12 protein-coding genes and 2 pseudogenes are annotated in these 11,645 nt (G+C 72.7%); 7 read left to right on the top strand and 7 right to left on the bottom strand.

Annotated features, from left to right (window positions below):
• Positions 1–453: 453 nt before the first annotated feature.
• On the top strand, positions 454–1,098 hold the full coding sequence (locus tag OIB37_RS06305) for a DedA family protein (protein WP_330456534.1): 645 nt from the start codon (positions 454–456) through the stop codon (positions 1,096–1,098).
• An 88-nt stretch (positions 1,099–1,186) separates the two neighbouring features.
• Here OIB37_RS06305 and OIB37_RS06300 read toward each other — a convergent pair whose 3' ends face one another.
• The gene (locus OIB37_RS06300) at positions 1,187–1,714 is read right to left on the bottom strand and encodes a gamma carbonic anhydrase family protein (RefSeq protein WP_330456533.1); all 528 of its coding nucleotides are present in this window, start codon (positions 1,712–1,714) and stop codon (positions 1,187–1,189) included.
• A gap of 107 nt (positions 1,715–1,821) precedes the next feature.
• On the opposite strand from OIB37_RS06300, the gene OIB37_RS06295 reads away from it, so the two are divergent.
• Positions 1,822–2,586 carry an acyltransferase gene (locus tag OIB37_RS06295; protein WP_330456532.1) on the top strand — a complete coding sequence of 255 codons (765 nt, stop codon included), beginning with the start codon at positions 1,822–1,824 and terminating at the stop codon, positions 2,584–2,586.
• Between the two features lie 123 nt (positions 2,587–2,709).
• On the opposite strand, the pseudogene OIB37_RS06290 reads toward OIB37_RS06295, so the two are convergent.
• Positions 2,710–2,931 (bottom strand): annotated as a pseudogene (locus OIB37_RS06290) (hypothetical protein); the annotation flags it as partial.
• A gap of 105 nt (positions 2,932–3,036) precedes the next feature.
• On the opposite strand from OIB37_RS06290, the gene OIB37_RS06285 reads away from it, so the two are divergent.
• Positions 3,037–3,609: a helix-turn-helix domain-containing protein gene (locus OIB37_RS06285; RefSeq protein ID WP_330456531.1), complete on the top strand. Its 573-nt coding sequence runs from the start codon at positions 3,037–3,039 to the stop codon at positions 3,607–3,609.
• Between the two features lie 42 nt (positions 3,610–3,651).
• A complete protein-coding gene (locus OIB37_RS06280) occupies positions 3,652–4,209 on the top strand; it encodes a YbaK/EbsC family protein (RefSeq protein WP_330456530.1) in 558 nt (185 codons plus the stop codon).
• A 24-nt stretch (positions 4,210–4,233) separates the two neighbouring features.
• Here OIB37_RS06280 and OIB37_RS06275 read toward each other — a convergent pair whose 3' ends face one another.
• Complete coding sequence (locus OIB37_RS06275) at positions 4,234–5,436, bottom strand: cation diffusion facilitator family transporter (protein ID WP_330456529.1); 1,203 nt, start codon at positions 5,434–5,436, stop codon at positions 4,234–4,236.
• Positions 5,437–5,508: 72 nt separating this feature from the next.
• Here OIB37_RS06275 and OIB37_RS06270 point away from each other — a divergent pair, with 72 nt between their 5' ends.
• Positions 5,509–5,862: an ArsR/SmtB family transcription factor gene (locus OIB37_RS06270; RefSeq protein WP_330456528.1), complete on the top strand. Its 354-nt coding sequence runs from the start codon at positions 5,509–5,511 to the stop codon at positions 5,860–5,862.
• 45 nt (positions 5,863–5,907) lie between these two features.
• Here OIB37_RS06270 and OIB37_RS06265 read toward each other — a convergent pair whose 3' ends face one another.
• The 3 genes and pseudogenes from OIB37_RS06265 to OIB37_RS06255 all read right to left on the bottom strand — a co-directional run bounded on the left by OIB37_RS06265 (position 5,908) and on the right by OIB37_RS06255 (position 8,136).
• The gene (locus tag OIB37_RS06265; RefSeq protein WP_330456527.1) at positions 5,908–7,131 is read right to left on the bottom strand and encodes a 4-hydroxybenzoate 3-monooxygenase; all 1,224 of its coding nucleotides are present in this window, start codon (positions 7,129–7,131) and stop codon (positions 5,908–5,910) included.
• 78 nt (positions 7,132–7,209) lie between these two features.
• Positions 7,210–7,662, bottom strand: a pseudogene (locus OIB37_RS06260) (APC family permease); the annotation flags it as partial.
• 39 nt (positions 7,663–7,701) lie between these two features.
• Entirely contained in the window at positions 7,702–8,136 is a 435-nt protein-coding gene (locus OIB37_RS06255; protein ID WP_330456526.1) for a CoA-binding protein, read from the bottom strand.
• Between the two features lie 170 nt (positions 8,137–8,306).
• On the opposite strand from OIB37_RS06255, the gene OIB37_RS06250 reads away from it, so the two are divergent.
• Both OIB37_RS06250 and OIB37_RS06245 read left to right on the top strand, forming a co-directional pair.
• Positions 8,307–9,077, top strand: a complete 771-nt coding sequence (locus OIB37_RS06250; RefSeq protein WP_330456525.1) for a hypothetical protein — start codon at positions 8,307–8,309, stop codon at positions 9,075–9,077.
• On the top strand, positions 9,074–9,619 hold the full coding sequence (locus OIB37_RS06245; RefSeq protein WP_330456524.1) for a SixA phosphatase family protein: 546 nt from the start codon (positions 9,074–9,076) through the stop codon (positions 9,617–9,619). Before OIB37_RS06250 ends, OIB37_RS06245 begins: the two co-directional genes overlap by 4 nt.
• 10 nt (positions 9,620–9,629) lie before the next feature.
• Here OIB37_RS06245 and OIB37_RS06240 read toward each other — a convergent pair whose 3' ends face one another.
• The gene (locus OIB37_RS06240; RefSeq protein WP_330456523.1) at positions 9,630–11,612 is read right to left on the bottom strand and encodes an amino acid transporter; all 1,983 of its coding nucleotides are present in this window, start codon (positions 11,610–11,612) and stop codon (positions 9,630–9,632) included.
• Positions 11,613–11,645 lie beyond the last annotated feature (33 nt).

Raw genomic sequence — 11,645 nt, 5'->3', positions numbered from 1 at the left:
GGCTGCGGTGGCTGCGCGGGCCTTGGGGGCTGCGGGGGCTGTGGGGGTTGTGATCGCCGCGAGGTCCGCGAGGGCCGCGGTGGCTGCGAGGACGGTGAGGGAGGTGGGGGCGGTGAGGGCTGCGTCGAGCCCGGTGAGTGCGGCGCGTGCTGCGAGCGCGCGGCCAGTGGAGAGAGCGAGGAGAGCGGGGGCAGTGAGGACACGGGGACGTCGTCCTTCCACAGCGGGCCCCGGGGCGGGGGACCAGGGGAGGCGGGGCGGCGAGACCGCGGTGAGCCTTCCCGTCCCGCATGACACCGGGATGTCCGAAAAGGGAAGGGCCGAGGGCAGGACGGTGCCGCCGTGCGCTCGGGGGAGCCGCCGGTCACAGCCGACCAGGTAGCCTTCCCACAGGGCGCGCCGCGTATGCGACGTCCCCGCAGGCAGGGACAGCGATCCGGGGAGGAACCGGCGGTGCACGTGCAGGAATGGCTCGACTCGGTGCCCGCGGTCGCGGTCTACGCCGTGGTGGCCCTGGTCATCGGTCTGGAAAGTCTGGGCATCCCGCTGCCGGGCGAGATCGTCCTGGTCTCGGCGGCGCTGATGTCCTCTCAGCACTCGGGCGTCAACCCGGTCGTCCTGGGTGCCTGCGCGACCGCGGGTGCCGTGATCGGGGACTCCATCGGCTACGCGATCGGCCGCAAGGGCGGACGGCCGTTGCTGGCCTGGCTGGGCGCGAAACTGCCGAGACACTTCAGCGAGGCCCATGTCGCCACCGCCGAGCGGTCCTTCGAGAAGTGGGGCATGTGGGCCGTCTTCTTCGGCCGCTTCGTCGCCCTCCTGCGCATCTTCGCCGGCCCGCTGGCGGGCGTGCTGCACATGCCGTATTGGAAGTTCCTGATCGCCAATGTCCTCGGCGGCATCTGCTGGGCCGGCGGCACCACGGCCGTCATCTACTACGTCGGCGTCGTGGCCGAGGACTGGCTGAAGAGGTTCTCCTACCTCGGCCTGGTGGTGGCGCTCCTGATCGGCCTGGCCTCGATGCTGATCATCAAGCGCCGTGCCAAGAAGGTCCAGCTGGAGCAGCGGGAAGCGGAACCGGTGAGCGCCGGGGACTGACCCCGCCCGAAGGGATGCGGGGCCGTGCGGGCACGCGGTTCCGCCCGCCGCCGCCGACCTGCGGCCGGTCCGGTCCGGATCGGAAGGCCTACTCGTGCACCCCGCGGTGCGCCTTCGCCAGCTCGGCGTACAGGGTTCCGTTCAGGGTGACCCCCTGTCGCTCCTCCTCCGACAGTTCCCGCCGCACCTTGGCCGGCACCCCCGCGACCAGTGATCCCGGCGGCACGACCATTCCCTGCGGCACCAGCGCCTGAGCGGCGACCAGCGAGCCGGCCCCGATCACGGCCCCGTTGAGCACGGTGGCCCCCATCCCGATCAGGCAGTCGTCCTCCACGGTCGCCCCGTGCACCACGGCGTTGTGCCCGATGGACACCCGCTCCCCGACGGTCACCGGAAATCCGGGATCGGCGTGCAGGGTGGCGTTGTCCTGCACGTTCGCGTCGGCGCCCACGGTGATCCGCTCGACGTCGGCCCGCACCACCGCGCCGTACCAGACGCTCGCGCCCGCGCTCAGCGTGACCTCACCGATCAGCGAGGCGGTCGGCGCCACGAACGTCCCCGCCTCGATCCGCGGTTCCCTGCCACCGATGCCCACGATCAGCGCCTTGTGCGTCATCACCGTCTCCTCGTATCCGTAGTACCCGCACGGTATTTCATCGGGTGGGGTGAAGATCACAGCGGTCCGCCCTCTTGCCGGGGGTCACCGCTGAGTACCGTGAGCGGGTGCCGAAGCGCAAGAACACGTTCTCATCCTGGCGGCAGCGGCTTGCCCAGCGCGCCGTCCACGCGGCCTGGTCCTGGGTGCAGCGCAAGGGGTCCGTCACGGCCGAGCACCCTGCGGGGTTCCGCTTCGGCGCGATGGGAACGGGTACCAGACTGGCCTTCCCGCTCGGCACGGTCTTCGGCGAGCCCTGGATCGAGCTGGGCGCCTGCTGCATCATCGGCGAGCAGGTCACCCTCACCGCCGGGCTGATGCCGGACCTGGACCTCGGGCCCGACCCGATCCTGCGCATCGGTGACGGGGTCGTCCTCGGCCGCGGCAGCCACGTCATCGCCGACACCTCCGTCACCATCGGCCGCGACTGCTACTTCGGGCCGTACGTCTACGTCACCTCCACCAACCACTCCTACGACGACCCGCACGAGCCCATCGGCCGGCAGTGGCCGCGGATGGAGCCCGTGGAGATCGGCCCCGGCTGCTGGATCGGCACCGGCGCGGTCATCCTGCCGGGGGCGAGGGTCGGCCGGAACGTGGTGGTCGCGGCCGGTGCGGTGGTGCGGGGAACGGTTCCCGACCACTCCGTGGTGGCGGGTGCGCCCGCCCGGGTCGTACGGCGCTGGACCCCCGAGGACGGCTGGCAGCCCCCGCTCCGCACCCCGGCGCCCGTGCCGCCCACGGACGGGATCACGCCCGAGCAGTTGCGCGCGCTCGCCGAACTCGACGAGGAGGCGGTGGAGGCGCTGGCCCGGCTGGAGCCGGAGGCCTGACTCTGCCGGAGCCGGAGGGCTGACTACGCCGGAGCCGGAGCCGGAGCCGGAGCCGGAGCCGGAGCCGGAGCCGGAGCCGGAGGGCTGATCCATGTCGGCGCGGCCGACGAGGGCCAGGGTCGGGGTCCAGCCGCCGGTGCCGATCGCGATCACCGCTGACACCGCCCGCACCGCCGCCGCGACGGCCCGAGAGACGACGACCCCGGTCGGCGCGGGCGTGCGCCGCGTCAGCAGCCCGCCGCCGAAGTCGGCCGGGCCCCGCAGGAGGCTGGTGGTCAGGGCGAAGAACGCTGCCCCTGATGCCTCGCAGTACAGTGCGGTGAACGAGTGTGTGCAGCTCACCATGGTTCGGTTCACTGAACCATGGCATCCAAAATGCCTGACCCCTCGCTCCTGTGGCCACTGGCCCGCTGACCCCCTGGCCCTCTGACCCCGGATATTGGACGGAACGTGTCGGACCTCGAACTCCTGACCCAGTCCCTGGCGCGCAACGTCAAGCACTGGCGCTCGGTGCGCGGCTTCACCCTGGACGTGCTCGCCGCCCGGTCCGGCGTCAGCCGCGGCATGCTCATCCAGATCGAGCAGGCCCGCACCAACCCGAGCATCGGCACCGTCGTCAAGATCGGGGACGCGCTCGGCATCAGTGTCACGACCCTCCTCGACTACGAGCGGGGCCCGAAGGTCCGCGTCGTCCCCGCCGACCGGGCCGTACGGCTGTGGCACACCGAGGCGGGCAGCTACAACCGGCTCCTCGCCGGCACCGAGGCGCCCGGCCCGCTGGAGATGTGGGACTGGCGGCTGATGCCGGGCGACCGCAGCCCCTCCGAACCCCATCCCGCCGGCACGGTCGAGCTGGTCCACGTCACCGCGGGCGAGCTGACGCTCACCGTGGACGGCGAGGAGTACCGCGTCCCGGCCGGCGCGAGCGCGTCCTTCGAGGCCAACACCCCGCACGTGTACGGCAACACCGGCGACGTGCCGATGGAGATGGTGATGGCCGTCTCGGTGCCGCCCGTGATCTGAGACGGGCGCACCGACGGGGCCGGGTCTTGTTAGCGTGCCGCCATGCGCGCACCCATCGGTGACTTCGACACCGCGACCCCCGCTCCCGACTGCCTCGACGAGCTGACGGCCCCGGTCGCCGACGCCGTACGCCACTGGCAGGGCGGCGTCACCGCCGACAAGATCCTGTACGTGGACACCGACCCGGACTGGGCCGACACCGCGGTCTTCGTCGAGCACTACGGACGCGACCTGCTGGAACGGTCCGCGAACTGCGTGGTGGTCGCGGGCAAGCGGGGCGGCGAGACCACGCTCGCCGCGTGTCTGGTGCTCTCCACCACCCGGGTCGACGTCAACGGCGTCGTACGCCGTCAACTCGGCGCCCGCAAGGCGTCGTTCGCCTCGATGGACATGGCGACCGGCGAGACCGGCATGGAGTACGGCGGCATCACCCCGGTCGGACTGCCCGCCGACTGGCCGGTGTTCGTGGACGCGGCGGTGGCCGACCTGCCGTACGTCCTGGTCGGCAGCGGCCGTCGGCGCGGCAAACTGCTGATGCCGGGCAAGGCGCTCGCCGAACTCCCCGGCGCGGTCGTCCTGGAGGGCCTCGGCGTCGCCTGAGGCCGCGCCGGTGCGCGTGCGGGGTCAGGCCGGCCGATGGTGGGCCAGCGCCAGGTGCGGGTCGCTCTCGCCGGGTCCGGACGCCGGATCGGCGTGCACCAGGGCCGCCGTCAGCCTCGGTACGGCGTGCAGCAGGGCGTGTTCGGCCTCGACGGCGATCGCGTGTGCCTGCCGTACCGTCGCATCGCCGTCCACCACGATCGCCAGCTCGGCCCGCAGCCGGTGCCCGATCCACCGCAGCCGCAGCTCGTCCACCCCGCGCACCCCCGGCACCGCGCGTACCGCCTGCTCGGCCCGGTCCACCAGTGTCGGGTCGACGGCGTCCAGTACCCGCCGGAACACCTCCCGCGCCGCGTCCCGCAGCACCAGCGCGATCGCGGCGGTGATCGCCAACCCGACGACGGGGTCGGCCGACTGCCAGCCAAGCGCCGAGCCCCCGGCGCCCAACAGCACGGCCAGTGAGGTGAATCCGTCGGTCCGGGCGTGCAGCCCGTCCGCGACCAGTGCGGCCGAGCCGATCTCCCGGCCCACCCGCATCCGGTAGCGGGCGACCCACTCGTTGCCGACGAAGCCCACCAGCGCGGCCACCGCGACCGCCGCGACGTGCTCGACCGGACGCGGGTCGAGCAGCCGGCCGACCGCCACCCAGGCCGCGAACGCGGCGGACGCGGCGATGGTCAGCACGATCGCGAGACCCGCCAGATCCTCGGCGCGCCCGTAGCCGTAGGTGAACCGCCGGGTCGCCGCCCGCCGCCCCACCACGAAGGCGATGCCCAGCGGTACCGCCGTGAGCGCGTCCGCCGCGTTGTGCACCGTGTCCCCGAGCAGTGCCACCGACCCGGAGACGGCCACCACCGCCGCCTGCGCCAGCGCGGTCACCCCGAGCACCGCCAGCGACACCCACAACGCGCGCATCCCCCGCGCCGAGGACTCCAGGGCGGGGTCGAGCTTGTCGGCGCTCTCGTGGGAGTGGGGGGTGAGGAGGTGACGCCAGCGGGAGCGGAGTGCGCGGCCGTGGTCGTGGCTGTGGCGTTGCTTGTTGTGGTGGCTGTGGCCGTGTTCGCGGTCGTCACCGCATTCGTGGCCGTGACTGTGCCCGTGACCGTGACTGTGCCCGTGACCTTGTTGGTCTCCGAGGTCAGCGGGATCCTCGTCGTGCCCGTGAGGGTGCCCGCCCGGGTGCCCGTCCTCCGGACGCCCGTGCCGGTGTGTGTGCCGCTCGCTCACGTGGTTCCCCTTCCGTGTGCGGGAGTGGACGCGAGGCGCCCACACGGCCATTATGTGCGTATGAGCGCACGCATGCACCTATCACCTGCGCATCATGCGCAGCCACGCACTCCGGGCGACGAGCAGTTCGCCGTCGCCGCCGACCTCCTCGCCCTGCTCGGCGACCGCACCCGCCTCGTCCTGCTGCACGCCCTCACGGCGGGCGAGGCCGACGTCGGCACGCTCACCGAGGCGTGCGGAGCCGCCCGCCCGGCGGTCAGCCAGCATCTGGCCCGCCTGCGTCTCGCGGGTCTGGTGACCACGCGCAAGGAGGGCCGCCGGGTGGTCTACTCGCTCCGCGACGACCATCTGCGCCGCCTGGTCGACGAGACGCTGAAGGCGGCCGACCACCGCCTCGCCGAGCGGCTCACCGCGACCGAGCGCTGAGCCGCACCGGCGAGGCCCGCACCGCCGCAGCGGCCCGTGGTGCCCTCAGAACCCGGCGGTCGCGCCCAGGTACTGCTCGGCGAACGTGGCCGCCGCCGTCGGTGAGGTGAACACTCGGCGCAGCCGGGCCCGGGTGACGCCCGCACGGAAGGGGTCACCGGAGGCGACGCCGTGGTAGACGTCCGACAGCCACTGAGAGAACTCCTGGTAGTCCCACACGCGGCGCAGGGACGCGTCCGAGTAGCCGTCCAGGCCGCTGCCGTCGCCCAGCGTGACGTACGCGACCAGCGCGTCGCCGAGCAGGAAGGCGTCGTGCAGGGCGAGGTTCATGCCCTTCGCGGCGATGGGCGGCGTGAGGTGGCCGGCGTCCCCGGCCAGCAGCAGCCGGCCGTGGGTGAGGGGTTCGACGACGTAGTGGTGCAGGTCCAGGACCCGCTTCTCGATCAGCCGGCCCTCCCGCAACGGGGGTGCCCCGGCCGCACCCAGCCGGGTGCGCAGCTCGACCCAGACCCTGTCGTGCGTCCAGTTCTCCGGGTCGTCGCCGGGCGCGCACTGGAGGTAGTAGCGGGTGACGTCGGGGCTGCGGGCCATGTGACCGGCGAATCCGCGCGGATGGATGCCGAACACGGCGCAGTCGGCGGAGGGCGGCGCCTCGGCGAGCAGGGCCAGCCAGCCGATGCCGCCGTCCTGCCGCGCGATCCGCCTGCGCGCCGCCGGGACCGCGTCCCGCGTCACTCCCCGGGCGCCGTCGCAGCCGGCGACGAAGGCACAGTGCAGCACGCGCCGTTCACCGGTCTCGGGGCAGAGGTACGACACCGCCGGCCGGTCCGAGTCCACGTCGTGCAGGCGTACGTCGCGCACGCCGAAGCGGATGTCGCCGCCGCGTACGTCGGCGTACTCCCGCACCAGGTCCGTCACCAGCAGCGGCTGCGGGTAGAAGTAGTGGCGAAGGCCGGTCAGGTCGCCGTAGGCGAACCGGAACCGTTCGCCCTCGAAGCGGAACTCGCATGTGTCGTGCGCCTCGGCCCTGGCCGTCAGGTTCTCGCCCAGGCCGCGGCGATGGAGCTCGCGCACCGCCCATTCCTCGATGACGCCGGCCCGCGGCCGGTTCTCGACGAACTGTCTGCTCTCGGTCTCCAGGACCACGCAGTCGACGGAGGCGGCCCGCAGGATGTTGGCGATGGCGAGTCCGGCGGGTCCGGCGCCCACGATGACGACCGTACGGTCTTCCTCGGGCGCCGAGTTGGGGTGGGGGGAGGGGGGAATCACGGGATCACAAGATCATCGTGACGGTGTCCCGTCAACCGGGCTACGGCTGACGGGACACCGGGCAAAGCGGGGGCGGGGTCAGTGCGCCGGAGCGTCGGTGACCACGACCTCCTCGATGCTGCGCTCGATCTCCTCGGACTTCGACGCGGTGGCCATGGCCCAGTAGTAGATGCCGAGCGAGAACACCGAGACGATGAGCATGTCCCACCACAGGGGGAGGGTGCCCTTTCCGCCGAAGCCGCCGAGCCAGGAGATCACGCCCATGCCGACCAGGTAAGCGGGCAGCCACTGCGCGGCCTTGAAGTCCAGGCGGGGCGCGTCGGGCAGCCCCTTGCGGATCGCGTACCAGGCGTACGAGCCGAGCAACACGTAGCCGAGCAGGATCGCGAAGCCGAGGCGCCACACGGTGTCCCAGGGCGTCCAGTAGATGATCAGGTTGGCGACCACGAACGACAGCGGCGCGACGATCTTGCCGGCGGGCAGTCGGTAGGGACGCTCGTGGTTCGGCAGGCGGTCGGCGAAGACGCCGTACACAGGTCAGAGGCCGGGTCGAATGTCGATATTCAGTGGCTAATTGTGAGAATGCGGTGAGACAGTCTGCCCCAGAAGGGGAATTTCGATCGCCGGGCAGCGGTCCATCACCATCTCCAGTCCGGCGTCTCGCGTCCGCTCGAACGCGGCCTCGTCCACGACCCCGAGCTGGAACCAGACCGCCTTCGCGCCCCGGGCCACCGCGTCGTCGGCGACCGCGCCCGCCAGCTCCCCGTTGACGAACACGTCCACCACGTCGACGTCGAAGGGAATGTCCGCCAGGGAGGCGTAGCCCCGCTCGCCGTGCACCGTCTCCGCCTTCGGGTGCACCGGCACGATCCGCTTGCCGAACCGCTGCAGCACCCGCGCCACTGCGTACGCGGCCCGGTCCGGATTCGTGGACAGGCCGACCACCGCCCAGGTGTCGCCCAGCTCGGTCAGGATCCTGCGGATCGTCGCTTCGTCGCCGTACACGGCCGCCTCTTCTCGGACTGCGGAGAACTGTCGTGGGGGCAAACAGCGGGCGCGGGACGCCGATTCCCGGGTCGCGGGGGAGCAGGGCGTGCGGTTCGGTGTCCCGCCACGGGGCCCCGAATCGGCGCAAGGTACCTGCGCGCGGCCGTCCGCACGCCTACGCTCGGGCCGTGCTGCGCATCCTCGACGCCCGAACCGGTGAGCCCGTCGCCGCCGTCCCCGCCCGCCGTGGCCTGACCCGTGTCGAGGCCTACGCCTGCGGCCTCGACCTGACGTCCCTGCGCGTGCTGCTCACCGCCGACCTCCTCGTCCGCGCCCTGGAGATCGGCGGCACCCCCGTCTGGACGATCCTCACCGCGCCCCGCGAACACGCGGAACTCCGCGCCGCCGCGACGGCCTTGGGCATCCGCCCCTTCGAGGAGAGCCGGGACCTCGGGTCGGGGCTGGGGGAGGACCAGGTCGTGCACGTGGTGCGCGAGGGGGAGCGAACCGCCGCCGGCGGTGCGGTGGTGACCGTGGCACCGGTGGTGGCCGGGCCTGGGGATGCCGAGGCCGGGGACGCCGGTGCGACGGATGCCGGCCGGGCGGCGGAGGAGGCGGCGCGGGGCGCCGTCCTGCGTCTCGCCCTGCTCTCCCGGCCCCGGAACACGCCGGTGCGGCTGGACGCCGCGACGCTGGACGAGGCCGCGCACACCCTCGCGCGCGATCGGTCCGCCGTCGCCCGCTGGGCGCGGGAGCCCTCGCGGCCGGTGCCGGAGGGCGTGCGGACGAGACTGCGCGCCGCCTGGGAGGACGACCTGGACCTGCCGGCGGTGCTGGCGGTGCTGCGGGACGTGGCGCACGACCCGGACCTCACGGACGGCGCCCGCTTCGAGACCTACGTGTACGCCGACCGCCTCCTGGGACTCGAACTCGCCCGAGACCTGGGGAGCCCCGCGTGAGCGAACGGGCGGGCGGCACCGGCCCGCTGCGCCGGCTGGTCGTACTGCGGCACGCCAAGTCCGCGTGGCCCGACGGCGTCCAGGACGCCCGGCGCCCGCTCGCGCCGCGCGGCACACGGGACGCGCCGGCCGCCGGACGCGTCCTCGCCGAGGCGGACTGGCTGCCCGACCTGGCGCTGTGCTCCACCGCCGTACGGGCCCGCCGCACCTGGGAGCTGGCCTCCGCCCAGTGGGGCACACCGCCCCCGGTGCGCTACGACCCCCGGCTCTACGCGGCCTCCGTACCCGACCTGCTGGAGGTCGTGCACGAGACACCGTCGGAGGTGGAGACCCTGCTGCTGGTCGGGCACAACCCCGGGGCGATGCGGCTGGTCCTGGAGCTGGCGGGCGACGGCCTGGACGACACGCTGGAGCGGGTGCGCGTGAAGTTCCCGACCTCCGCGATCGCCCTGCTGACCTGGCACGGCACCGGATGGCCGGCGCTCACCACCGGCAAGGCCCTGCTGACCGCGTTCACCGTGCCGCGCGGAGCGAAGAAGTAGCCCGGCCGGCTCAGCCGACGTGCACCATCGGGCGCCGTGCCGGATCGGGTTCGGCCCGGCGCAGCACCTCGCGGGTGACCGGCGCCGCCTCGCCGTTGCCGAAGACCAGGAAGCGCAGCAGATGGGTGACCGGGTTGCCCTCGGTCCAGTTGAAGTAGACGTGCGGCGGCACGCCGGTGCGGTCGCGCAGCGCCAGCAGGACCGCCGCGATGGTGTTGGGCACCGTGGGGCCCGTCGCACGCAGCCGCCGCACCCCGTGCTTCTCGTCGCCGCGCACCTTGATCTCGGTCGTGAAGTCGGAGGAGTCCGGCACGAACACCTCCAGGAAGATCACGGGCTTGCCCGCGGGGATGAGGGTGTGCGCCCGCTGCTCGTCCTCCTTGGCCCGGTACTCCCCCTTGGAGTGCTCCTGCGGTGCGTTCGCGATCAGCTGGAGCGGGCCGCTGCGGGCCGCCTCGTCCACGATCCGCAGGGCCGCCTCGTCGAAGACGACGTCGGCGGCGCGCAGCTCGAACGCCCGGCGCACGCGCGAACCGAACGAGGTGACCATGATCGCCACGATGAAGATCGACGCGATCTTGATGCCGTCGGGCCGCTCGATCACGTTGGTCACCAGCGTGTACACGAACACGAGGGTGATCACCCCGAAGCCCGCCGTGGCCGCCCGGTGCCTTCGCCGGTGCGCGGCGACCGTGCAGGCGAAGGCCGCCGACAGCATCAGCACCAGCACGCCGGTGGCGTACGCGCCGCTCTGCGCGTCCACGCTCGCGTGGAACCAGAGCGTGATCAGGACCGCGGCCACCATGAACACGAGCACCAGCGGCCGCACGGCCCGCGTCCACTCCGGGGCCATGCCGTAACGGGGGAGATAGCGCGGTACGAGGTTCAGCAGCCCCGCCAGCGCGGAGGCGCCCGCGAACCACAGGATGGTGATGGTCGAGACGTCGTACACCGTGCCGAAGACCTCGCCCAGCTTCTCGTGCGCCAGATAGGCGAGCGCGCGCCCGTTGGCCGGCCCGCCCGCCTTGAAGTCGGCCTGCGGGATCAGCATCGTCGTCGCCAGGCTGGACAGCAGCAGCAGACAGCTCATGATCAGCGCGGCCGTGGTGAGCAGCTTGCGGGTGTCCCGGATGCGCCCGGCCGGATGCGCGTCGCCGTCCGACGGATCGCCCTTGATCTGCGGCATCACCGCCACGCCCGTCTCGAACCCGGACATACCGAGCGCCAGCTTCGGAAAGACCAGCAGCGCCACGCCGACCATGGCCAGCGGGGACGAGTGCTGCGCCGTCAGCCCGTCCACCCAGTCGCTGATCCGCACGGGCCGGCTCAGGATGTCGTCGGCGCAGACCGCGAGGACGACCACGTTGAGCGTGAGATAGGTGGTCACCAGCACGAAGGCGATACCCATGGCCTCCCGGAAGCCCTTCAGGAAGACCGCGCCGAGCAGGCCCACCAGCGTGAGCGTGATCCAGGTGTTGCCGTGCTGGAGCCAGGTCGGGGCGAACGGGTTCTCCACCACGTGCGCGGCCGCGTCCGCCGCCGACAGCGTGATCGTGATCATGAAGTCGGTGGCCGCGAAGCCCAGCAGGACCAGGACGAGGATCTTCCCGGTCCACCACGACAGCAGCCGCTCCAGCATGGCGATCGAACCCTCGCCGTGCGGACTCTCGTACGCCACCCTGCGGTACACCGGCAGCGCCCCCAGCAGGGTGAGCGCGATCAGGACCAGGGTGGCCAGCGGCGACAGCAGGCCGGCCGCGAGGGCGGCGATGCCGGGCTGGTAGCCCAGGGTGGAGAAGTAGTCGACACCGGTCAGGCACATCACGCGCCACCACGGCCGGCCCTGCTGCTCCGGCCGCGGGGTGCGGTGCGGGCCCGGATGCCGGGCCGTCTGCTCGCTCAGGCCCTCCAGGAGCCAGCTACGGCAGCGGGACCGCAGGGTGGACGGGCCGGGTGCGCGGGTTGCCGCACCCTGCACGGGGGCGCCGGTCATGCGGTGCTGCCTCCTTGAAAGTCCGGGAGTCGT

This window comes from Streptomyces sp. NBC_00820 (assembly GCF_036347055.1).
GTDB lineage: Bacteria > Actinomycetota > Actinomycetes > Streptomycetales > Streptomycetaceae > Streptomyces.
This window is presented reverse-complemented; position numbering and strand designations above follow the sequence as displayed.

What these genes read in the sequence shown, in the direction of transcription:
- OIB37_RS06300 (WP_330456533.1), bottom strand. Translation starts at nt 1,714, where the DNA reads ATGACGCACAAGGCGCTGATCGTGGGCATCGGTGGCAGGGAACCGCGG.
- OIB37_RS06280 (WP_330456530.1), top strand. Translation starts at nt 3,652, where the DNA reads ATGCGCGCACCCATCGGTGACTTCGACACCGCGACCCCCGCTCCCGAC.
- OIB37_RS06270 (WP_330456528.1), top strand. Translation starts at nt 5,509, where the DNA reads ATGCACCTATCACCTGCGCATCATGCGCAGCCACGCACTCCGGGCGAC.
- OIB37_RS06240 (WP_330456523.1), bottom strand. Translation starts at nt 11,612, where the DNA reads ATGACCGGCGCCCCCGTGCAGGGTGCGGCAACCCGCGCACCCGGCCCG.